Raw genomic sequence first — 22422 nt, forward strand, 5'->3', positions numbered from 1 at the left:
CCGCCGCCCGCGATCAGAGCGTCCAGCGCAGGGCCAGCTCGAAACTGCGCGGCGCGCCGAGCAGGATCTGGTCCGGGTAGAAGGGATCCGCCCACGCGGCATAGACCTTGTTGGCCAGGTTGCGGCCCCGCAGGGTGAGCTGGGTGCCCGGGGCCACGTCCACGCTCCAGGCCGCATCGATCACGCGGTAGGCCGACAGGCGGACCGTGTTGGCGTCGCTATGGAAGCGCTCGCCCACGTGCCGCAACGAGGCCGAGACCTGCATCGGCAGGCCCGCATGGAAGCGGTAGGTCGCGCCCACGCTGGCCATCACCTTCGGGGTATTGGGGGGCGTGTTGCCGGAGAAGGAGGTGCCATTGGCCAGCACGAAATCGTCGTAGCGCGCGCGGTTGACGGCGAGCTGCGCCCAGGCGCTCCAGGCGGCCGCGGGCCGCAGCGCCAGGGACAGCTCCGCGCCACGCGACTGCAGCGCACCGGCGCGCGCCAGCGATTGCCCGCCCTGCCCTGCATAGACATTGCGGCGTTCGGCGTCGTAGAGCGCCAGCGTCCATTCGCCGCGGTCCTGCCAGAAGCCCTGCTTCACGCCCACCTCGGCGTTGCGCGCCCGGGTGAGCTCCAGCGGCTGGGCGGGGCCGAGCAGGAAGATGTTGTTGGCGGCCACGTCGGCGCCCGTCGCGGCCTGGGCATACAGCAGGGTGCCCGCTGCGGGTTCCCAGGTCAGGCCCAGCCGGCCGGTGGTCGGGTGCCAGGTCTTGCCGTAGGGAAAACCGCGCCGCGCCGCGCCGGCCGCGTCGGTGGAAGTTCGGTCGAGCTCGATCGATTCGTGCCGCAGCCCTGCGATAAGGGCCACGGCGGGTGTGATGCGCAGCCGGTCTTCCAGCGCGACCGCCGCATTGCGCAACTGCGTGGTCTGCCGCTGCTGCACCAGCGGGCCGTAGAAGCCGCGGTCGGGCGCAATCAGCGACACGCTGTCGCCGGGGAAGTTGGCGGCACCGGGGCGGTCCAGGTCCGTATCGCTCAGCTCCAGCGCGGCGACGAAGCGGTTCTCCCGGCCCGCGAGGCGGCCGTCCCACTGCACTTCGGTCTTGTTGCCGGTCGTGGTCTGGTCCTGCGCCACGAAGAAACGCTCGCGGTCCACCAGGCCCGTGCCGGTATTGAACGCGAGCACCTCGTTGTTCAGCCACGAGCGCGTGGCGGTGTAGCGGTAGAACTGGCTGCGCAGCGTCCAGGCCGCGTCGATGCGCCAGTCCACGCCCGTGCGCAGCCAGGTCTCGCGCGCTTCGTTGCGGTTGTCGAGCACGTTGTAGTTCGTGCGCAGCGTGCGGCGGTCGATGGCCACCGGTGCGAGCACGCTGCCGTTGAAGCCCGAGGCATAGGTGCCGGACACCACGCCCGGCTGCGCCTGGATGCCCGGCGCCGACGCGGAGACCAGGGGCGTGCCCCAGTACGGATGGCCGCGGTCGCGCTGCACTTCGGCCGCGACGAACAGCTTGAGCCCCGGCTGCAGGTACCAGTCCAGGCCGCCCGACAGGTGCCACAGGCGCTGGCCCGTGTCCCGCACGAAGCCGTCATTGTCCGAACCGCTCGCGTCGATGCGGAAATCGACATCCTTCCAGGCCGTGGTGCCGCCGGTGCCGACGGACAGGCGCCGCTCGCCGAAGGAGCCGGCCGCTGCGGTCACCTCGGTCTCGACCGGGCCGCGGTGCGGGGCGCGGGTGACGAAGTTCACCGCACCGCCGGCAGCGCCCTCGCCCGACATCAGCGACGCGGGCCCCTTGAGGAACTCCACGCGCTCGAGGTTCGCCGTACCCATCACGCGCGAAGTCATGTTCGGCGGGCCGATCTTGATGCCGTTGTAGAGGGTGTTGATCTGGCTGTTGGCGAAGCCGCGCATGGAAAACGCGGCCGGCTCTGCCGGGAAATCCCCCGCCAGCACGCCCACTGCGGCCTGCGCGGCCTCCGATACCGTGCGCAGCCCGCGTTCGGCCAGCATCTCGCGCGGCACCACGTCGATGGAGGCCGGGGTCTCGCGCACGGTCAGCCCCAGCCGAGAAGCCGCGGCGGCAGGCTGCGCGAGGCGCGGCGTTTCGGCGCGCTCGCGCACCTCCACCGGCGGCAACGCGGCGGACGATGGATCGGAAGCAGACGGCTGCGCCATGGCAGCCACGGGCACGGAACCCAGCAGGACAGCCCACACGCGGGACCCGGAGACGGAACAGAGAGGCATGGAATATTGTCGGCGACGCGCGGGCACGAACCGCCGTGCCGCTGTCGCCGATGTTAACGCAATCGTGTTGCATTAACAAAATTCATGGCCCCATGCAGCGCGTCAGATGCAGGTCGATGCCAGTCCGCCATCCACGGGCAGGTTCACTCCGCCCACCCAGCGCGCCGCGTCGCTGCACAGGAAGGCGATCACGGCCGCCACTTCGTCGCCGAGGATCGGCGTCATCACCGGGCCGGGCGCCACGCAGTTCATGCGCACGCCGCGCTCCATGAACACCTGCTGCGACCGGGTCAGCGTCCAGACGATCAGCGCCTCCTTGAAGTACTGATAGCAGGTTTCCTGGGGCACGGGGTGCTCCGCGTGAGCGCCGGATCGTTGCGGTCGATGCCGATGACCCGGGCGCCCTGCCCCCGCAGCAGCTTGGCGGTGTCGCTGCCGATGCCGGAGCTCACGCCCGTGATGACGATGGTCCTGCCATGGAATTGCATGGTGTCTGTCTCCTGGTCGTTATGGCGGTCAGAAAGGGAATGCCGGTGGCGTGGCCTTGACGGTCAGCCATTGCCACCGGGTGTACTCGTCGATGTCCGCAGGCCCGCCGACGAAACTGCCGTTGCCGCCCAGGCCCGGGCCGCCGAAGGGATTGGTGCATTCGTCGTTCAAAGTCTGGCCGTTGACGTGCAGCATGCCGGCGTTCAGCCGCTGGGCCAGCGCCATGGCGCGCGCCACGTCGCGGCCGATCACCGCCGCGGCCTTCGTGGGTGCCGCCGGCCCCCAGCGTGGCGCCCTGCCACACCGTGTCCTGCACGATGGCGTCGAAGCGCACCAGTTGCCGGGCGTCGATCATCGGCCCGAGGGCCACCTGCGCGCCGTCGCCCACCGGCAGGTGCCGGACCTCGGCCACGAGCCGCTCCCGGAGGGCCGGCGCGATCGAGGCATGCACCAGCACGCGGCTGGCGGCCATGCAGATCTGGCCCTGGCTGTGGGCCGGCAGCAGCGCTGAACCGCCGGGCCGGACACTTTCCGGCCAGGCCCGCACGCCCCCCCCTGGCGCCGATGCGGCACGGGGCAATCCAGCTTGTACCGCAATCTGGCGCCGCTCACTGTCGTGGGCGGTCCCGATCGTCCGCCGCGCGAGCATCACCCCGTGACGGGCCGGCGGACATCTCCTGCCTACAGGTAGCCGTCGGCCTCGGTACGGCCCATTGGAATTCCGTTGAATTCTTTGGAGTGGAAAGCTTTGCATCGCGGCATGTCTCGCATGCAACGGAAAGCAAACAACTTGGGCTGATTGCATGGCGAAACGAAACCAGGTGTTACGCTAGACCGCCCCAGGGGGACTGCCACGGCGTCACTCAGAGGTACAGACAGCCAGGCACCAGGGAGAAGGCCCCATCGGGCCCATGCAGATGCGCTTGCCGCGCCGCTCCTGCCTTCGGCCATTTTTGCCCGCCCGTACTCGGCTGCCGCTACATGCCGCATGCCAGGCCCGCAGGCCTGCGCCGTCACGCCGCCGCTCGGAAGCCCCATCCATGCAAGGAGAAGCCATGAAAAGAATCCGTCCCGTTTCCAGGGCTGCCGCTGCCCTGCTCGGCACGCTGGCCGTTGCCGGCGCAGCCCATTCGGGCGTCATCGCCGGAACCGGTGCCGCGCCCTCCGGGGCACAACTGGGCTATACCAATGCCGCCGCCACCAGGGTGGCGGAAGGCAAGACCGGCCATGCCCTGCTGGTGCCTTACTTCACCGCGCAGAATGGCCAGATGTCCGTGCTGCACCTGGTGAACATGGACCGGGACAACGGCAAGGTGGTGAACGTGCGCTTCCGCGGTGCCAACAACGGCGACCGGCTGCTGAGCATGCACGTGCTGCTGGGGCCCGGCGACATCTGGACAGGGGCGGTGACGGCCGGCGCCGACGGCACCGCGCAACTGACCACGGACGACAACACCTGCACGATGCCGCAACTGGCGCGCAATGTGCCGCAGCCTTTCTCCACGGACCGCCTCGACCCGGCGTGGAGTGCGGCCACCAAAGCGGTCCAGACGCGCGAAGGCGCCATCGAAGCCATCGTGATGGCCGACGTCCCCGGCGCCCGTGCTTACGGCGACGATGGGGCCAGCAACTCGACCCTGTTCACGTTGGTCAAAGCAGTGAATGGCGTCCAGCCCTGCACCGAGCGCTACGGAACCCTCAGCACGCTCCTGCTGGACGACATCAGCGGCGAAGCCGCCGCAGCCTCCCGCGGGCTCGCCACCCCCACGGGACAGGTCGCGGCCACGTGGTACATCATCGACGTGCCGGGCTCCACCACGTTCTCCGGCACGGCCACCGCCATCCAGGCCATCGACATCGCCGGCCAGCCCGCGCGCGGCAACTACATGCTCTTCCCGCCTACGGACGGGGTGGTGGGGCAACCCGAGCTCCATACGGCAGACCCCCTTCTGGTGTCCGCAGGGCTGGCCTACCGCTACAAGGACGCTCAGGGCAGTACCGCGCAACCCACGGCAGCACCTGTGCTGGCGGCCCGGTTGAACGACCTGCCCGACCTATCCACCCCGATGTACCTGCCGCCTTCCGCCGAGAACGCCCGGCGGACCGCCGGCGATCTCTCCCGGCTGATGGCGGCACGCGAGGTCAGGAACCAGTATGTTCTCGACCAATCGATTTCGGCGCTCACGGACTGGGTATTGGCCACCCCCACCAAGCGGTACAGCGTCGCAAAGGACTACAGCCAGTCGGACACGGCAAGCCAGCGTGTGTATTCCGTCGTCCCTCCCGCCGGCTCGGGAACGCAGTATTTCCATGCAAACACGCAGGTCGGCCAGAGCGTCTGCAGCCTGTCCAGGAGCTGGGGCATGCTCACTTTCAGCCGCCAATCGATGATGGCCGACCACTCCGTACCTCCAACGAACGTCCAGTATGAAAGCTGCGGCGCCGTCTCGGTATTGAGCTTCGGTCAGAAGAGCGCACTGGCGTCTTCGATCAACCAGCAATACATATTCGGCGATTTCACCAGCGGATGGGCCAGCATCCTGGTGCCGGATGCCCAGGGCCTGCCGATCATCGGCACTTCGGTCATGAAGCTGAGCAACCCCAACGCCACGCCCGGCATCGCCGCCAACTACGGCATGAGCCACTCCCACCTCTTCAAGACCCCCTGAGATCGCCCGCCAGAGCACTGCCGCCCGCCCGGCGCGGGCGATGCAGCCCAGGCTTCAGTGCCCGGCGGCGAACACCCTGCTGCCGTTCACCCAGGTCTCCAGCACCCCGATGTCGCGCATGCCGGCGGCGTGGGGTGCCGACCACTGCAGCGGGTTCTTCGCCAGGATGACGAGGTCCGCCTGCTTGCCCGGCAGCAGCGAGCCGATCTGGTGGTCGAGGTGGCACTGCCAGGCCGCATCGATGGTCACGGCGCGCAGCGCCTGCGGCACATCCAGGCACTCCGGCGCATTCAGCACCTTGCCTTCGCCATGCGCCGGAGCGCCGTGGGCCGGGTGTTTCACGGTGGCCTCCATCACGCGCCCGACCGCCTGCTCCATGCAGCGCAGCGGCCCCAGCGGCGTCACGAAATGGTCGCTGTGCAGGCTGATCCGCAGGCCGGCCTGCAGGGCGGAGGCGCAGCGGTCCAGCAGCAGAGAGCGGTCCTTGCCGAGGATCGTGTCCTGGAAGGCCTTGCCCCAGTAGCCCACGTGGCCGATCAGGAAGCTCGGCGAGATCTCCATGCGCCGCATCAGGCCGATGGTGTCGTCGTGCAGCAGCGAGGCATGCTCGATGCGGTGCCGCTGCCGGGCCCAGGCCGGCGCCTGCGGCAGGGATGACACGGGCGCCTCCGTCGGTGCCGGGGGCGGCACCTTGCTCAGGGCCATCTGGTAGGCGGCCAGCACATTGGTGATGGCCTCGTCGCCGTTGGCGTGCGTGAGGATCGGCCAGCCCGCCGCGGCCACCACGGCCATCACGTCCGCCAGCTTGCGCGCCGGATCGAAATTGAACAGGCCCCAGGCACCGACGCCGGGCACCGAATGCTCGTTGCAGCACTGGTACGGCCGGCTCTGGAATCCGGTCAGGCCCTGGTTGGATCCATCGGAAATCAGCTTCAGCGCGCGTATCGTGAACAGGCTGTTGCCATCGCTCGACAGCTCCGGCTGGTAGCAGTTCACCCAGGTCATCAGGTCGTTGCTGTTGCCGTACAGCGCGCCACCCATGCGCACGGTCATGGCCGGCGTCTGCGCCAGCGCCTTGAGCATGGTGACTTCCGCCGGCCCGTTCAGCAGCCCGACACTCGCCTCGAACACCGTCGTGATGCCGCGCTGGTTCGCCTGCTGGAAGACGCGCTTCAGGCCATCGAGCATCTGTTCCGGGCCCGGCTGCGGCATGGCCACCAGCATCGCTGCGGACTGCTGCTCCGTGAGCACGCCGTCCGGAAAATCCTTGTCGAGCTTCGCTGCCTGCAGCGCGGGCGTGTTCGCATAGCTGATGTGGCCCGACGCATTGAGCAGGAACATCTTCACCTGGGTGCTGATGCCGTCGAGGAACCTGGCATCGATGTCCGTCCAGACCGTCATCAGCGACGGATCCACGCCGAAGCCCATCACCCACTGCCTCGGCGGCGTCGCCTGCTGCGCCGCCTTCACGGCGGCACGCAGCCGCTTCTCGATCAGCTGGATGTCGTAGTGCGTGTCCAGGTTCTGTCCGTCGAAGGGCGACAGGTCCGTCCAGTCGATGATGAGCGCGCTGGTCAACGTGTGGGCATGCGCATCGATCAGGCCGGGCAGCAGCGTCTGCTCGCCCGACAGCGGCCGCTCCAGCGGCTCGAATACGGTCATCGCCTTGCGCACGTCATGCAGCCTGCCGCTCACGATGACCTTGCCGTCGGCGATGCCGATCGCCTCGACCTTCCTGTCGGGATGCTCCGGATCCGGATGGATGTGCCCGCCATGGAAGATCACGGCCTGCGGCACCCCGCGCGCCCCGTGCTGCGCAGCGGCATCGCCCAGCAGGGACTGCCATTGCACCTGGTCGTGCCGGTACGCAGGCAGCATGCGGGGGCTGCAGCAGGCGCAGCCGAATGAAACGCTGTCGGACATGGAGACTCTCCCTCGGCTCGTGGTTATGTGATGGTCATGGCCTCTGCCAGGGGCCACGATACCGCAGGAACGCACCGGAAAAGACGGGGTTCGGCTACACCCCATTACAACACGGGGACCGAAGGCGGTCAGCCGTCGCGGCCCCTGGGCGGGCCCAGCAGGCGGTCCTTCGCCTTGAGCAGCTTCTGGACCTTGGAGCCCATCTTCATCAGCTGCGACATCGACTCGGGCGACAGGCGCTGCAGGTCGTCGAACCAGTTGTTGGCCAGATCCACCAAATCGTGCATCTCGCGCATGCGCTGCTGCGCGAAGGCATCCCCGGGCGACTTCGTGCCGGCCATGAGGGATTCGCGCAGCACGGAGAGCGTGGGAGCGATCTCGCGGCGCCGGCGTTCGGCCGCCACGACACGGAAGATCTCCCACACATCGCCCAGCGAGGAGAAATATTCGCGGCGGTCCCCGGGAATGCGGCTTTGCCGCACCAGCCCCCACGACTGCAGCTCCTTGAGCCCGATGCTGACGTTCGACCGTGAAATGCCGAGCAGCTCGCCGATGTCGTCCGCATGGAGTTCCCGCTCCGTGACGAACAGCAAGGCGTAGATCTGCCCCACGGTGCGGTTGATTCCCCAACGACTGCCCATCTCGCCGAAATGGCTGACGAAGGTATGAACGAGCGGCGTCAATTTATTGAAATTTTCGAATATTCAGAAAGTTCCATTGTCACACGGACTCTTGCCCTGCATCAAAACAAAGCCCCGCTCTTGCCCTGGATCAAGCCTTTCCAGTGACGCACCCCGCAGCAGCGCCTAGAATTTCAGAGTTTTCTGAATTTTTGAAATTCTTTGCAGCCTGGCTGCGAAGCCTGCATCCCCGCTGTATGCCCCGGCACCGTCCGCGCTCCCCTTTCCTCTGGCTGGCCATCGTGGCCATCCTGTGGGAAAGCCTCGTGCCCGCATGGAGCAGCCTGCTGCCCGCCCCGTCGGCCAGGACGTGGATCGAGGTCTGCACCTCCCAAGGGCCCCGGCTGATCGCCGCGGACACGGAAGGCACGGCCGGCGGGCACACGATGCCGCCGGGCATGGAGTGCCCCTGCTGCTGCCTGCCGCTGGAACTGCCCGCCATCGCGTGCCCGCCTGGCGCGCCGGCCGTGGCCGGCTTCTCCGCGCGCAGCGCCCCCGCCGCGCGCCTGCCGTCGCCGCCCCGGTGGATCGCCTTCTGGTCCGCGCACCCCAGCCGCGCGCCTCCACGACTCTCCTGATTCCCTGCATCCGCGGCACGCCAGCCACTGCCCGCCGTCACCCGGCGACGGGCAGGTCGCTCTGTGCATTCCGCTCCACGATTTCCTGTCTGGAGAGTTTCCATGCCCGATTCTGCAGCGGCAGGCACGCCTGCGGCCCACGCCCCCGCGACGCCGTCGTCCCTCCCCTTCGATCCTCCCCCGGGATACCGGACCGGCGCGGCCTGCGTCGCCGCGGCGTCCCTCCTGTGGATGCCCCAGGCGGCGCTGCTGGCGTGGGCCGTGCATCGCCTGTCGGAGGGCGGCGGCTGGCAGTCCGTGGCCTGGCCGGCCGCGGCCTACGCGGCGCTGGGCATCGCCCGCGCCACCGCCGAAGCCTGGGGCGGCCGGAGAGTCTTCGCCGCATCGCGGCGCTGCATCAGCCAGTTGCGGGAACAGGCCTGCGCCGCGCTGGCCGGCAGGTCGCCGCTGGACCGTGGGCGGCCCGCATCCGGACTGGCCGCCAACGCCGTCGCCGAGCAGGCCGACGCCTTGCTGCCGTGGCTGCTGCGCTACGAGACCGCGCGCTGGCGCGTGATGGCCGTACCGCCCGTGATGGCACTGGCCGTCGCGGGCGTGTCCTGGGCGGCCGCCCTGATCCTGGTCGCTGCCGCGCCGCTGATCCCGGCAGCCATGGCGCTGATCGGCTGGCGTGCCCAGGCGGCCAGCGCGGAACAGCTGCAGGCACTCGGGGGCATGAACGGCTTCCTGCTCGATCGACTGCGCGGCCTGAGCACCTTGCGCGCGCTGGGTGCGGTGGACGCCACCGCCCTGCGGCTGCGCGCCTCGGCCGAGGACCTGCGGCAGCGCACCATGCGCGTGCTGCGCATCGCCTTCCTGTCCTCGGCCTCGCTGGAATTGTTCTCGGCACTCGCGGTGGCTTTCGTGGCGGTGTATGTCGGCTTCCACCTGCTGGGACAGATCGGCATGGGCAGTTGGGGACGCCCGCTGGGACTGGGGCAAGGGTTGTTCATCCTGCTGCTGGCACCCGCATTCTTCGAACCGCTGCGCGACCTGTCGGCCGCCTGGCACGACCGGGCCGCGGGCCGTGCCGCCCTGGAGGCGCTCGCCGCGCTGCACCGCGCGGGCATGCCGCTGCCCGGCGCACTGGACGATCCCGCCAGCGCACCGGAATGCGCCGCGCCGCGTCCGCCGGCCGTGGACATCGAAGGCCTGTGCTTCGCGCATCCCGGAGGTGCTGCCGTCTTCGAAAAAGCGCACTGGCGCATCGGCGCAGGCGAACACGTGGCGCTCGTCGGCGCCAGCGGGGCGGGCAAGTCCACCCTGCTGTCGATCATCGCCGGCCTGGTGCCGGCAGGTGCCGGGACGGTGCGCATCGGTGGCGTCCCGCTGGACGAAAGCAGTGCCGCATCCCTGCGCGCCCGGATGGCCTGGGTGGGCCAGAAGCCGCATGTCTTCGCGGGCTCCCTGCACGACAACGTCACGCTGCACCGCCCCGGCCTGTCGCGCCGCGAAGTCGCCGCGGCGCTGCGCCATGCCGGCCTGGAGCGGAGCGTTTCCATCGCGCCGGACATCCCGCTGGGAGAAAGCGGCGCGGGCCTGTCGGGCGGAGAAACGGTCCGGCTGGCCCTGGCCCGCGCCACCGCGACGCCGCAGGCCGGCCTGTGGCTGCTGGACGAACCGACCGCGCACCTGGACCGCGAGACCTCGCTCGCCGTGGCGGACTCCCTGGCACGCATGGCGCAGGGCCGCACGCTCATCGTCGCGACGCACGACAGGGCGCTGGCGGCCCGCATCGGCCGCGTCATCGACATCGGCCCCATCGACGCCGCATGTGCATACCGGAGGGCCGCATGAACGCCTCCGCCCGATCCCGCCTCGCGCTGGCCGCGGTGCTGCGTCTTTTCCTGGAGACAGGCGGCCGCCGGATGCTGCTCGGCGCGGTGCTGTCGTCCGCCACGGTGCTGGCGGGCATGGCCCTGCTCGGCCTCTCCGGCTGGTTCATCACGGCGACGGCCCTCGCCGGCCTGGCCGGCGCCCTGGCGTTCAACGTGTTCATGCCCAGCGCAGGCATCCGTCTCCTGGCCCTCGGGCGCACGGCGGGACGCTATTCCGAGCGCATCGTGACCCACGACGCCACCCTGGCCGTGCTGGCCGCGCTGCGCGAGCGCCTGCTGCGGGGCTGGGCCCGGCCGCAGGCCGCGCAGGCGCTGCTGCGCCGGCCGGCACGCCTGCTCTTCCGCCTCACCCAGGACATCGATGCGCTGGAATCCATCTATCTGCGCGTCCTGGTGCCCGCCGCGGCGTCCCTGGGCGCTGCGCTGCTGGCAGCCGGCGTGCTGGGTGCCCTCGATGCACGCCTGGGCGCCGCCGCGCTCGCCTGGCTGCTGGCATGCGGCGGCGGCTGCGCGCTCCTCGCGGCGCGGCATGCACGCGCCGCCGCGTTGCGCCGCGCACTGGGCATGGAACGGCTGCGCGCGCAGGCCATCGACCTCGTCGCGGGACAGACCGAGCTGGCCATGGCCGGGCAACTGGGCGCGCAATGCCGGGACATGGCGCGGACCGATGCCCGCCTGGCACGCGCCGATGACGAACTGCACCGCATCGACACCCGCTGCGGCTGGCTCCATGCCGTGGCCGGCCACCTGGGCGTGGCCGGCGTCCTGCTCGCCGTGGGCGCGCTGGCGGGTGCCGGAGCGCTGGGCGCGCCGCTCGCGGCGCTGGGCCTGCTGACGGCGCTCGCCGCGCTGGAGCCCTTCCAGGCCCTGCGGCGGGGCGCGCTGGAGGCCGGCCGCAGCCTGCTGGCCGCACGCCGCCTGGCCCCACGGCTCGCGAAACCGGCCGCGGAGCCGCGCTCACCACGCATCCGGCACGATACCCCGGGCGGCGAAACCCCTGCCGCCTGCCTGGCAGGCGCCGAGGCCGGCAGTACCGCCGCCGGGGAGCCGCTATTGCGCGGTATCGACCTGCGCCTGGCGCACGGCGAACGGGTGGCCGTGGTGGGCGCGAGCGGCGCGGGCAAAACCACGCTGCTGTCGCTGGTCGCGGGCGAATTGCCGGCGCGGGCCGGTACGGTGCAGGCAGAGGCCTGTACCTGGCTCACCCAGCGCACCGAGCTGTTCCAGGACAGCATCCGCGACAACCTGCGCCTGGCCGGCCCCGCGGCCACCGACGACCGGCTCTGGGCCGTGCTGGAGGCCAGCGGCCTGGCTGCCGACGTAGAACGGATCGAACACGGCCTGGACACCCGGCTGGGCGAAGGCGGGCTGGGCCTGTCGGGCGGGCAGTCCCGCCGTCTGGCCCTGGCGCGGTTGCTGCTCCACCGGTCCGGCTTCTGGCTGCTGGACGAACCCACCGAAGGCATGGACGGCCCGACGGCCTGCGACGTGCTGGCCCGGCTCGAGCGGCATGCCGCGCACAAGACCCTCCTGATCGCCACGCACCTGCGCCGCGAGGCCCGGCTCGCCGACCGCCTCGTGGTGATGGCGCGGGGCCGCATCGTCGCGCAGCACCTGCGCGGCACGCCCTCGTTCGACGCTGCGCTGCAGGCGCTGCGTGCGCACTGATTCACCGCTCTTTTCCCTCCCGCAAAGGATTTCCACCATGGACCTCGACGTCGTCGGCCTGTCGCGACTGCAGTTCGCGATGACCGCGCTCTACCACTTTCTTTTCGTGCCGCTCACGATCGGCCTGGCCGTGCTGCTGGCCATCATGGAGACGGTCTATGTGATGACCGGACGCACCGTCTGGCGCCAGATGACCAAGTTCTGGGGCGTGCTGTTCGGCATCAACTTCGCCCTGGGCGTCTCCACCGGCATCGTGATGGAGTTCCAGTTCGGCATGAACTGGAGCTACTACAGCCACTATGTGGGCGACGTCTTCGGCGCGCCGCTGGCCATCGAAGGGCTGATGGCCTTCTTCCTGGAGGCGACCTTCGTCGGCATGTTCTTCTTCGGCTGGGAACGCATGTCCAGGGTGGCGCACTGCGTGGTGACCTGGCTGGTCGCGCTGGGCACCAATTTCTCTGCGCTCTGGATCCTGATCGCCAACGGCTGGATGCAAAACCCCGTGGGCGCCAGGCTCAACCCGCAGACGCTGCGCATGGAGGTGGACAGCTTCTACGACGTGGTGTTCAACCCGGTGGCGCAGGCCAAGTTCGTGCATACGGTGTCGGCCGGCTACACGATCGCGGCGCTCTTCGTGCTGGGCGTGTCGGCCTGGTATCTGCGCCGGGGACGCCACGTGGAACTGGCCAGGCGCTCGATGACCGTGGCGGCCTCCTTCGGCCTGGCGGCCTCGCTGTCGGTGGTGGTGCTGGGCGACGAGAGCGGCTATGCCACCAGCGAGCACCAGAAGATGAAGCTCGCGGCCATCGAAGCCATGTGGGACACCGAACCCGCGCCGGCCTCGTTCACCGCGATCGGCTGGCCCGACCAGGAAGCGCGCGCCACGCATTACGCCGTCCACATTCCCTGGGTGATGGGCCTGATCGGCACGCGCTCGCTCGATACGCAGATCCCCGGCATCAACGACCTGGTCCGGCAGGCCGAGGGCAACATCCGCGACGGCATCCAGGCCTACGATGCGCTGCAGCAGATCCGCGCCGCCGGATCCGACGCCGCCATCCCGAACCATGCGCGCATGGTGTTCGAGCTGCACGGCCGCCGGCTGGGCTACGCCCTGCTGCTCAAGCGCTATGTGGACGATCCACGCCAGGCCACGGAGGCGCAGATCGCCCGGGCCGCCTGGGACACGGTGCCGCAGGTCGCGCCGCTCTATTGGTCGTTCCGCGTGATGGTGGGCCTGGGCATGTTCTTCATCGTCCTCACCGCCACGTTCTTCTGGCTGTCGGCCCGCCGGCGGCTCGACGCCCACCCCTGGCTGCTGAAGCTCGCGGTGTGGGCCATCCCCCTGCCCTGGATCGCCGCGGAGTGCGGCTGGATCGTGGCCGAACTGGGCCGCCAGCCCTGGGCCGTGGAAGGCGTCCTGCCCACGGCCGTGGCCGTGTCCGAACTGGGCGCGGGCACCGTGCTGTTCACCCTGCTGGGCTTCGCCGCGCTCTACACCGCGCTGATCGTGGTGGAGATGAAGCTCATGCTCAAGGCCATCCGCAAGGGCCCCGACCCGGAAACACCGCTGTCGCACGGCGCCGCCGCGCCGCTGATCGGCACCGTGCCCCCGGGTACTTCGCAACCCACCACCTTCGAACCCGCCGGAGACGCAGCATGATGCTTCACACCCTTCTCGACTACGACACCCTGCGCGTCATCTGGTGGCTGCTGCTGGGCGTGCTGCTGGTGGGCTTCGCCGTCACCGACGGCTTCGACCTGGGCGTGGGCACGCTGCTGCCCTTCGTGGCCCGCACCGACCTGGAGCGGCGCGTGGTCATCAACACCGTCGGCCCCGTGTGGGAAGGCAACCAGGTCTGGCTGATCCTGGGCGGCGGCGCCATCTTCGCCGCCTGGCCGCACATCTACGCCATGTCCTTCTCGGGCTTTTACCTGGCGATGTTCGCCACGCTGTTCGCGCTGATCCTGCGGCCCGTGGGCTTCAAGTACCGCAGCAAGCGCGAGGGCGCCGCATGGCGCGGCACCTGGGACTGGGCGCTGTTCATCGGCGGCTTCGTGCCCTCGCTGATCTTCGGCGTGGCGCTGGGCAACGTGCTGCAGGGCGTGCCCTTCCGCTTCACGGGAGACATGCGCATGGTCTATGCCGGCAGCTTCCTCGGCCTGCTCAACCCGTTCGCGCTGCTGGCCGGGCTGGTCTCCGTCGCCATGCTGGCCATGCACGGCGGCGCCTGGCTGGCGCTGAAGACCGAAGGCGCCGTGGCCGACCGCTCGCGCCGCTTCGCCACCGTGGCCGCCCTGGCCACCATCGCGCTCTACGCACTGGCCGGCGTGCTGCTGTGGCACCTGGTGGGCGGCTACCAGCTCACCAGCGTTCACGTAGCCAATGGCCCATCCAACCCGCTGGCCAAGACCGTGGCCTCGGGCGTGGCCGGAGGCTGGTTCGCGAACTACGCAAGCCATCCGTGGACGATGCTGGCGCCCGCGCTGGGCTTCACCGGCGCGCTCCTGGCGCTTGCCGGCCTGCGTGCCCGGTGGGAAGGCATCACGGTCGTGTTCAGCGGCCTGTCGGTCGCCGGCATCGTGCTGAGCGTGGGCGCATCGATGTTCCCGTTCATCGTGCCGTCCTCGCTCGAAGCGCGCTCGTCGCTCATGGTGTGGGACGCCTCCTCCAGCCATCTGACGCTCTTCATCATGCTGGTGTGCGCGGCCATCTTCGTCCCGCTGATCCTCGCCTACACCGGCTGGGTGTACCGCGTGATGTGGGGCAAGGTGCGGGCGCACGACATCACCCACGGCGACCACGCCTACTGACCGCCCCGCCTCTTCGAATGAATGCCCCCTCAATGACTGGACGCTGAAAGGACAACACATGTGGTATTTCGCCTGGATACTCGGCCTGCTGCTGGCCGCCGCCTTCGCCGTGCTGAACGCGATGTGGTACGAACTCATGGATGACCAGGCCCTGCAGCGGGCATCGGAACGCAGGCCCGGCCGGCAGCCGGGACCCTAGCGGCGCGCCGCCCGGGCTGGACCCCTGGGGATAGACTGCCGGGATCGGCCTCGACAGGCGCGCCAGGAGACCCCATTGAGCATTGCCCACCGTATCCGCATCGAAGACGTCACCACCCTCTCGGACGACTGGTACGTCCTGAAGAAGACCACGTTCTCCTTCCAGCGCAGCGACGGCAGCTGGCAGCGCCAGTCGCGCGAAACCTACGACCGGGGCAACGGAGCGACGATCCTGCTCTACGATCCGCAGCGCCGCACCGTCATCCTCACCCGGCAGTTCCGCTATCCCGCGTTCGTGAACGGGCACGACGACCTGCTGATCGAGACGCCTGCCGGCCTGCTCGACGACGCAGCGCCCGAGGACCGCATCCGCGCCGAAGTGGAAGAGGAAACGGGCTTCCGGGTGCGCGAGGTACGCCAGGTGTTCGATGCGTTCATGAGCCCGGGCTCGGTGACGGAGCGCCTGCATTTCTTCGTCGGCGAGTACCAGCCCGGCGACCGGCAGTCATCGGGCGGCGGCATCGCGGCCGAAGGCGAGGACATCGCCGTGCTGGAGACCGTCATTGACGAGGCCCTGGCGATGATCGATGCGGGAACGATACGCGACGGCAAGACGATCATGCTGCTGCAGTACGCGGCGCTGCATCTTTTTCCCTGACCGGCGACGGCGGGGTGCTCACGCCAGCCCGGCAAACAGCCCGTGCAGCTCGGCGAACCCCACCGGCTTGACCAGATGCCCGTCGAAACCCGCCCTCTCCGAATGCCGGCGATCGCCGTCCTGCCCCCAGCCGGTGAGCGCGACGATGGTGATGCGCCTCCCGCAATCGAGTTCGCGCATGCGGCGGCACGCTTCGTGGCCACTCATGCCCGGCATCCCGATGTCCATCGGGACTACCTCCGGACGCGTCTGCCCGCCGGTCTCCAGGGCTTCGGTGCCTCCTGCGGTCTTGCGCACCTCGTGCCCGTCCAGTTGCAGCAGGGTGGCCGGCGCCAGCGCGATATCCTCGTTGTCATCGACCATCAGGATCCGGCACTTTCGACCAATCGCCTGACCAGCATCAGGCCGATACCGAGACCGCCCTGGGCACGGTCCAGCGTCCGGTCCACCCAGGTGAACAGCCCGAAGACCTCGTCGATCTGCTCCGGGGGAATTCCGGAGCCGTTGTCCTTCACCACGACCTCGACGCGTGGGCCCGCCGGTTCGACGCGGACCTCGATGTCCCCGCCAGCCGGGGTGTACTTGCACGCATTGGCGAGCAGGTTGCCGAACACCTGCGTGAGGCGTGAGGAGTCTCCCTGCAGGGGCACCGGAGCGCCTGGCAGCACGACACGCAGACGGTGCCCCTGCTGGTCCAGCGCAGGGCGGCAGACCTCCACCGCCTGGTTGATCACCTCCGCCAGCAGTAGCGGCTCTCGCTGCAATTCCAGCGTTCCCCGCTTGATGCGGTTCACGTCGAGCAGGCCGTCCATCAGCCGCACCAACTGCAGCACCTGGCCCTCCATGACATCGCGGGCCTTGCGCGACAGGGCCTCGTCGCCGTGGTAGCGCCCCAGCACTTCCAGCATGTTGCGCAGCGGGGCCAGCGGGTTGCGCAACTCATGCGCGAGCATGGCCAGGAACTCGTCCTTGCGCCGACGCTCCTGCGCCAGCTCCGCCTCGATCTGGTGGCGCTCCACCAGTTCGACGGCCTGCCGCGCCAGCGGGTCGATGCAGCACAGTGCGTCCGGGACGGGGCCTCCCGGCCAGCGGTAGTGGTTGTTGAGCATGCCCGGCAGACGTCCGTCGCGGCTGAGCAGCGCGGCCAGGTTGGGGCGCAGCTCGTCCACCACCGCGACGGGCACATAGCGGGCCGGATCGGGCGTGCCGCTGCCGTTGGTGCGCAGGCTGGTGCAGGCCGCCGTCACGGCTTCGGCGCTCGTATCGGTGGGCAGCGCCAGGGCGGTGCAGGCGGCCGTGGCGCGGTCTTGCAGGGGGCGCAGCGGGCCGAGCGCGGTGAGCGTGGGCTGGCCGTTCTGCTCTTTCAGCAGGGTCTGGTGCTCGTGGTCGATGACGACTGGATTGCGGCGTGCCGCGTGCTGCGCGATGACGCTGCGTGCGCTGTCCGCATCGATGCGCCATGCGGGCACATCCATGGTGCGGCCGTCGCTGGGCCCGAACTCGCCCGCCGGCATGAATTGGATGAGGGTGAGCCTGTCGTCAGCCTGCGCGGTCCCTGCCAGGCTGAACATGCATGCGGCCACGGCGACGGCCGAGGACAGCGCGGTGGCGATGCAGATCGCGCTCGGTGTTGGTGGCGGGGCGGTGATGCATGCCGCCAATGGTCGGCGGCAGCGGGCTTCAGGTCTTGGGAACCAGGACCCTATTTGCGGGCAGCCAAAGAGAGATCGCTTCGCTACGAGGACTGGCCGTCTTCGTCGTCACTGGCCTCTTCCCTCGGAAAAAACCTCTTGTACAGCACGTACGGAATGACGGACACGGGGAGCCACCACAGGTTGGACTGCACGTAAGCCAGCACCCAGCAGCTCCAACAAATAATCGCGACGATCCAGCCCAGTATCTCTCTCCAGAAACGAGGTTTCATGGAATTTTTACTCCCTTGAAGCCCCAGCGAACATAGACGAGGTAAGGCCGATGCGTACCGTACCGGCAGGCGTGGGGAGATAAATCGGGAATCGCGATACCTTGTCGATGAACCCGTTGATCGGATACCCAATTCGTGCCATGTACACGCCCCGACCAAAGATTCCGTGAATCCCGAACTTGCTGGAATTGATAACGCCGGAACGCGCAATACCCGCCGCAGGCTTTCGTCGTGAAGTGGATGAGCTGCTTGCGCAGTGCGGTAAACCCGTAGCCTTCAGCACCGAGCACTGTTGCCGTGGTTGGGGCGAAGTCCGGCGTCCAGAGGGCTGCCATGGCACCCGGCACATGCGCCAGTGGCGCAAGCGGATTTTGCGACGTGACCGCAGTATCTGCCCAATACTGGGCCGCATCGTCAGCCGCCAGGGTGGACCGGTGATAGAGCTCGCGCAGCTTGTGCATGAGATGACTGATGGCGCCCGCGTCGGAAATCTCCACGGGCGTGCCGCAACCATCGCGGCGGCAGGAAAGGGCAATGTCAGGCATATGGTCTTGTGGTGGAGCCTGCAGCATGTCGCTGCCGCGCTTTGCTGGCCTCCCGCCAGCGCTCGGCATTACCGCCATGTTGCCTTGCGCGTTCCTTACAGAGCCATTGCAAAATTGTTGCGATCGGCAACGCTTCCGAAGAGTGGGTTAGCAATCTGCCCATCCGTTCAGACTGAGCGCCCCGCGCCACGCTCGACCACCCACTCCATGATGATTTGCCGTATCTCGGCATCATCCGCCGCGCTGATGCCGAGATACGGCCGCGCCGGCACGCAGACCACATGCGCCGGGATGGTGACGGCCCGCTCCGTCGCCTTCTTGTGTTTGCGGCCCGCGAAAATCACCCGGCCGGCCACGCTCCGATAGCGCACGGTGGCCGCCCGCGCTGGCTGGTCAATCTCTCCACCGAACTGGTGGATGGCGGCGTACCTGAGGTTGCGGCCCACCTCCGCCGTGTTGTCGTCCACCACCTGGCAGTGGATGCCGCTGCGCAGGTAGCCGCGCAGCGTCAGGATCTTGTCCTGGTTGTACTTCTTGCGCCGGGCATAACGAGGTTTCAGCGGCGCCCAGGGCCTGCCGTCCGGCGCGGTCTGGCTCTTGAAGCGGGCCTCGGTGGACGCCTGCAGGTACTCGCCCAGGCGCGGGGCCAGGCGGCCGGTGGAGGGCTGCGCCTGGCGCGCGAGCATCTCGCGGGCGACGCGATCCTCCACCGTCAGGGTGATGTGGGTTCCTGCCATGGCGTGTCCTCCCAGTCTGCGGCATGTGGCCGGCGATGCGCTCGTCCACCAGGTGGAGCTGGGCATTGCTGCCGCTGCGGTCGAAAGAGCCGGCGTAATACACCTTCTGCCTGGGCCGGAACAGCGTGACCGCGTCACCGACCGCCTCGACGATTCCCGCGGCAGCCCAATCCAGGGAACGGACGGAATCCGGCGCATCCACGAGGCCTGCGCGGATCTTCGTGTCCACCGGATTGACCGGGACTGCGCGGACTGCCACCAGCAGGTCATGCGGCCCCGCCCCCGGGCGCTCGGCATGGACGTCGGTCAGGCAACGCGCACCGAAATCTGGGAGCGTGCCGGCATCGACGCCAGCACGATGAGCGAAATGATGGATACCGGCGAACTGGTCGATGCGGCGCTGCTGGGCTTCGACCGCCGCGAGGCGGTCACCATTCCGCCCCTGCATGCCGCCGGGCGATGGGCCGCGCTGGAGAGTGCACGCCAGGGCCTGATGTCGGACATCCGGCAGGCCCACGCCGCCGAGCGCTACCGCAGCGCCTCCTGATGGCCTCGTGCCGCGGGCGCGTCCACCCACGAGGCTCCACCGCCCACGGCACCGGCCGCCGCCGTGCCGTACATATGCGCCACGGTGTGCAAGTTGGCAATCAACTCAAGGTTGGTAAGCGATCTCATAGCCAGCGCCAGTCCGCTCGATGCGCGCGAAGCCCAATTCGCCCAGATGCATGCCGGCGACCATCATCCGCCCTGCACTGACGAGATCCAGCAAACGCGCGCGCGTGCTGGCCGAACGCATCGGATCCTGGTCGAACGCGATCGACACCTCCGGCCGGGCGACCTGGATGTGCGGGAAATGGACGATGTCGCCCCAGACGAGCAGGCTGCGGTCGCCGGAGTCGAACCGGTAGCCGGTATGTCCCGCGGTATGGCCTGGCAACGGTACGGCTTCCACTCCCGGAAGAACGTCTCCGGCCCCGATGCGACGCACCGCTGCCTGGTAGGCACCGAAGGCCCGGCGCGCCACCAGGAAGTTGCCCCGCGCCCGCTCGCTGGCGCGGCTCAGGTGGCCATCGTCCTGCCAGAAGTCGAGCTCCGCGCGATGCACCACCAGTTCCGCGTTCGGGAATGCCGGAGCGCCGGACGCGTCGACCAGGCCACCGATGTGGTCCGGATGCGCGTGGGTCAACAGCACGGCGTCGATCATCGACGGCGCCACGCCCGCGAGCGCCAGGCGCTGCGGCAACTGTCCGCCCCAGCCCTTGAATCCTCCCGCACCGGCATCGATCAGCAGCGTGCGGCCACGGCCCCGGACCAGGTAGGTATTGATGTGGACCGCCGACGGCTCCTGGCGGCGCGCCGCCTGCATGCGGGCCGCCTCTGCCGGATCGATATCGGAGAGCAGGTCCAGGCTGGCAGCCAGGTAGCCATCACTGAGGGCCGTGATGGAGAAATCGCCCACCTGCTGGCAGGGAAACACCGTGTTCGTCGGCATGCGTTCGGCTTTCAAGTCAGTTGCGTGCATGCAGGTTCGATGCTGTATAGCCGAAGCAGCGGATGCGGGGTGTCAGCCGGACGGTGTGCAGGATGGCTTCCTGCAGGCCTTGCATGAATGTCTCCATGACAGCGGGCGTACGAAACGGCTCCAGCCGGTAGCGGACATCGGCGAAGACGGGGTGCCCGCGCCCATGGTGCACCGCGACGCAGGCGACATGCACATTGGTGAGTGTCGCCCGGAGCACGCCCGTGCACAGCAACGCGCAGCGTTCGGATAGTTCCGCGACTGCCTCGTCCGGCGGCATTGCGGCAACTGGAATGAATAGGGTGATATTCGGCATGGAGCGCTCCGTCAGTCGGCCGCAACCGCCGCAAGGACGGGTATGAGCTGGGCGGTCATGGGGGCGTACGCGTGGATACCCTCCGGCCACGAAGCGGCTCCCGTCCAGGCGAGGACATCGGACATGCGGGCCGTCGCCAGCCAACGGTGCGCCGGCGATCGGTCCAGCGCGACCGCCCGCAGGGCCTGCGGAGCCAGGCCGCAGCGCATGAGGGGCTCCGGCCCGGCGGAACCCATTACCAGGCAGGCATCGCTTTCGACCACCGGGGCACGGTCTGGCCCGGTGTAGAGATTGCGATGCCAGTCGGTGATGTGCGCCTGCCAGCGGGCGAAGCTTCCGCCGCCCTTCCTGCGGTATTCCTCGCCCAGCAGTACATCGATGCCATCGATGGTGTGCAGGGCCAGGTAGGTCGGGCATCCCGGGCGCAGTGCCTTGAAGCGCTGGGAGGTGTGAAACCCGCTCACCGAAATCAGGGCCGGCAACTTGTCCAGGCTGTAGAAATCATTCCAGGCGGCTTCGCCCGCAGTGTCCGTAAAGCTGCATTCCACCGTGTAGATCATGGATACGCCCATGCAAGTTGATGTTCATGCATGGTATTGGCGTGAAGGTGGCGGGTAAAACGATTATTCGGCACACTGCCTTGACCAAACATCAAGCTGTCCGCATGCGCAAGAAAGTCCCGAGCAGTTCCGCCCTCCAGGCCTTCGAGGCTGCGGCCCGGCATGGCAGCTTCGCCCGCGCGGCGGACGAGCTGTCGCTAACCGAGGGTGCGATCAGCCGCCAGATCGCACGGCTGGAATCCTTTCTGGACGTCACCCTGTTCGAGCGCATCGGCAACCGCGTACGGCTCTTGCCCAATGGGGAGCGCTACGCAGCCCAGGTCCGGCAGGTGCTGGAACAGCTCGACCGCGAGAGCCAGTACCTGATGGGCCAGCCGGAAGGCGGCGCCAGCCTCGACATCGCCGTCCTTCCCACGTTCGCGACACGCTGGCTGATTCCCCGCCTGGCCGGCTTCCAGCGCAGGCACCCGCACATCACCGTGCATCTGTCCGAGCGGATGGAACCGTTCGTGCTGGCCGGCAGCGGCTTCGACGCCTGCATCCATTTCGAGCACCCTGCATGGAGCGGCGCGCACGCCTGCCCTCTTTTGCAGGAAACGCTGGTGCCCGTGTGCCATCCTCGGCTGCTGGACGGCCTGGGACCGGTACCGCCTCTGGATCGGCTGCCGCGGCTGCACCGGCGCCAGAACCCCGAGGCCTGGCAGCGCTACGCGGAAGAAACCGGCACGGCGATGGCCAGGCCGGCCACCGGAGCCCGCTATGACCTGCATGCCATGCTGATCGAGGCCGCGCTGTCGGGCCTCGGCGTGGTCCTGATACCCCGCCTCTATGTCGAGACAGAGCTCGCACAGGGCCGCCTCGTGGCACCCTGGCCGGAAGGCAAGATGGTGTCGAAGACGTTCTGTCTCGTGCTGCCCCGTCCCGCGGAGCTCTGCGCTGAGCCGATCAAGGTCTTCGCGCAATGGCTGGTCGAGGAAGCTGCCTCCACCGCCGATGGTTCCCGGTGCGCGGGTGGCTGAAGCCGACCTCCGGTCCATCGC

The 22422-nt window shown here is 68.8% G+C and carries 19 protein-coding genes and 4 pseudogenes; 10 read left to right on the forward strand and 13 right to left on the reverse strand.

Annotated elements, in window-relative coordinates; all coding sequences use genetic code 11:
• Positions 1-13: 13 nt before the first annotated feature.
• The 3 genes and pseudogenes from BLR05_RS17445 to BLR05_RS17455 form a co-directional block, all read right to left on the reverse strand.
• The gene (locus BLR05_RS17445; RefSeq protein WP_092836550.1) at positions 14-2227 is read right to left on the reverse strand and encodes a TonB-dependent receptor; all 2214 of its coding nucleotides are present in this window, start codon (positions 2225-2227) and stop codon (positions 14-16) included.
• Between the two features lie 102 nt (positions 2228-2329).
• A pseudogene (locus tag BLR05_RS17450) lies at positions 2330-2715 on the reverse strand (SDR family NAD(P)-dependent oxidoreductase).
• 28 nt (positions 2716-2743) lie between these two features.
• Positions 2744-3203: pseudogene (locus BLR05_RS17455) on the reverse strand (aldehyde dehydrogenase family protein); the annotation flags it as partial.
• A 568-nt stretch (positions 3204-3771) separates the two neighbouring features.
• On the opposite strand from BLR05_RS17455, the gene BLR05_RS17460 reads away from it, so the two are divergent.
• Complete coding sequence (locus tag BLR05_RS17460; protein ID WP_092836553.1) at positions 3772-5385, forward strand: surface layer protein NpdA; 1614 nt, start codon at positions 3772-3774, stop codon at positions 5383-5385.
• A gap of 54 nt (positions 5386-5439) precedes the next feature.
• On the opposite strand, the gene BLR05_RS17465 is transcribed toward BLR05_RS17460, so the two are convergent.
• Positions 5440-7308 (reverse strand): amidohydrolase, encoded by a 1869-nt coding sequence (locus tag BLR05_RS17465; protein WP_092836556.1) that lies wholly within the window; start codon positions 7306-7308, stop codon positions 5440-5442.
• A 128-nt stretch (positions 7309-7436) separates the two neighbouring features.
• Positions 7437-7991 carry a GbsR/MarR family transcriptional regulator gene (locus BLR05_RS17470; protein WP_092836559.1) on the reverse strand — a complete coding sequence of 185 codons (555 nt, stop codon included), beginning with the start codon at positions 7989-7991 and terminating at the stop codon, positions 7437-7439.
• Between the two features lie 194 nt (positions 7992-8185).
• Here BLR05_RS17470 and BLR05_RS17475 point away from each other — a divergent pair, with 194 nt between their 5' ends.
• From BLR05_RS17475 to BLR05_RS17505, 7 genes are all read left to right on the forward strand, one after another.
• Positions 8186-8566, forward strand: coding sequence for a DUF2946 domain-containing protein (locus BLR05_RS17475; RefSeq protein ID WP_092836562.1), 381 nt, complete (start codon positions 8186-8188; stop codon positions 8564-8566).
• Positions 8567-8668: 102 nt separating this feature from the next.
• A complete protein-coding gene (cydD, locus tag BLR05_RS17480; RefSeq protein WP_092836565.1) occupies positions 8669-10402 on the forward strand; it encodes a thiol reductant ABC exporter subunit CydD in 1734 nt (577 codons plus the stop codon).
• Positions 10399-12111 (forward strand): amino acid ABC transporter ATP-binding/permease protein, encoded by a 1713-nt coding sequence (locus BLR05_RS17485; RefSeq protein ID WP_208606027.1) that lies wholly within the window; start codon positions 10399-10401, stop codon positions 12109-12111. The genes cydD and BLR05_RS17485 overlap by 4 nt, the downstream gene beginning before the upstream one ends.
• Positions 12112-12148: 37 nt before the next feature.
• Positions 12149-13774: a cytochrome ubiquinol oxidase subunit I gene (locus BLR05_RS17490; protein ID WP_092836568.1), complete on the forward strand. Its 1626-nt coding sequence runs from the start codon at positions 12149-12151 to the stop codon at positions 13772-13774.
• Positions 13771-14925 carry a cytochrome d ubiquinol oxidase subunit II gene (cydB, locus tag BLR05_RS17495; RefSeq protein WP_092836571.1) on the forward strand — a complete coding sequence of 385 codons (1155 nt, stop codon included), beginning with the start codon at positions 13771-13773 and terminating at the stop codon, positions 14923-14925. The genes BLR05_RS17490 and cydB overlap by 4 nt, the downstream gene beginning before the upstream one ends.
• Before the next feature lie 58 nt (positions 14926-14983).
• Complete coding sequence (gene cydX / locus BLR05_RS17500) at positions 14984-15124, forward strand: cytochrome bd-I oxidase subunit CydX (RefSeq protein ID WP_092836574.1); 141 nt, start codon at positions 14984-14986, stop codon at positions 15122-15124.
• A 75-nt stretch (positions 15125-15199) separates the two neighbouring features.
• Entirely contained in the window at positions 15200-15781 is a 582-nt protein-coding gene (locus BLR05_RS17505; protein ID WP_092836577.1) for an NUDIX domain-containing protein, read from the forward strand.
• 18 nt (positions 15782-15799) lie between these two features.
• On the opposite strand, the gene BLR05_RS27250 is transcribed toward BLR05_RS17505, so the two are convergent.
• The 5 genes and pseudogenes from BLR05_RS27250 to BLR05_RS27760 all read right to left on the reverse strand — a co-directional run.
• Positions 15800-16144 (reverse strand): response regulator, encoded by a 345-nt coding sequence (locus tag BLR05_RS27250; protein ID WP_225979274.1) that lies wholly within the window; start codon positions 16142-16144, stop codon positions 15800-15802.
• A complete protein-coding gene (locus BLR05_RS27255) occupies positions 16144-17442 on the reverse strand; it encodes a sensor histidine kinase (RefSeq protein ID WP_225979273.1) in 1299 nt (432 codons plus the stop codon). Before BLR05_RS27255 ends, BLR05_RS27250 begins: the two co-directional genes overlap by 1 nt.
• A 259-nt stretch (positions 17443-17701) precedes the next feature.
• The gene (locus BLR05_RS27260; RefSeq protein WP_225979271.1) at positions 17702-18250 is read right to left on the reverse strand and encodes a hypothetical protein; all 549 of its coding nucleotides are present in this window, start codon (positions 18248-18250) and stop codon (positions 17702-17704) included.
• A 167-nt stretch (positions 18251-18417) separates the two neighbouring features.
• A complete protein-coding gene (locus BLR05_RS17530) occupies positions 18418-18987 on the reverse strand; it encodes a phage virion morphogenesis protein (protein WP_092836584.1) in 570 nt (189 codons plus the stop codon).
• 154 nt (positions 18988-19141) lie between these two features.
• Positions 19142-19246: pseudogene (locus BLR05_RS27760) on the reverse strand (zinc-binding alcohol dehydrogenase family protein); the annotation flags it as partial.
• 51 nt (positions 19247-19297) lie between these two features.
• On the opposite strand from BLR05_RS27760, the pseudogene BLR05_RS17540 reads away from it, so the two are divergent.
• A pseudogene (locus BLR05_RS17540) lies at positions 19298-19534 on the forward strand (SDR family NAD(P)-dependent oxidoreductase); the annotation flags it as partial.
• A gap of 105 nt (positions 19535-19639) precedes the next feature.
• Here the strand turns inward: BLR05_RS17540 and BLR05_RS17545 are convergent.
• The 3 genes from BLR05_RS17545 to BLR05_RS17555 are packed head-to-tail and all read right to left on the reverse strand — an operon-like array spanning position 19640 to position 21382.
• Positions 19640-20509 carry an MBL fold metallo-hydrolase gene (locus BLR05_RS17545; RefSeq protein ID WP_377778414.1) on the reverse strand — a complete coding sequence of 290 codons (870 nt, stop codon included), beginning with the start codon at positions 20507-20509 and terminating at the stop codon, positions 19640-19642.
• Positions 20496-20822 (reverse strand): hypothetical protein, encoded by a 327-nt coding sequence (locus BLR05_RS17550; RefSeq protein ID WP_092836587.1) that lies wholly within the window; start codon positions 20820-20822, stop codon positions 20496-20498. The genes BLR05_RS17545 and BLR05_RS17550 overlap by 14 nt, the downstream gene beginning before the upstream one ends.
• An 11-nt stretch (positions 20823-20833) precedes the next feature.
• Entirely contained in the window at positions 20834-21382 is a 549-nt protein-coding gene (locus BLR05_RS17555; RefSeq protein ID WP_092836631.1) for a sugar ABC transporter, read from the reverse strand.
• Between the two features lie 104 nt (positions 21383-21486).
• Here BLR05_RS17555 and BLR05_RS17560 point away from each other — a divergent pair, with 104 nt between their 5' ends.
• Positions 21487-22401: a LysR substrate-binding domain-containing protein gene (locus BLR05_RS17560; RefSeq protein WP_092836590.1), complete on the forward strand. Its 915-nt coding sequence runs from the start codon at positions 21487-21489 to the stop codon at positions 22399-22401.
• The last annotated feature ends 21 nt before the right edge of the window (positions 22402-22422 follow it).

The sequence above is a fragment of the Paracidovorax cattleyae genome, assembly GCF_900104515.1.
In the GTDB taxonomy this organism is placed as follows: Bacteria; Pseudomonadota; Gammaproteobacteria; order Burkholderiales; family Burkholderiaceae_C; genus Paracidovorax; species Paracidovorax cattleyae.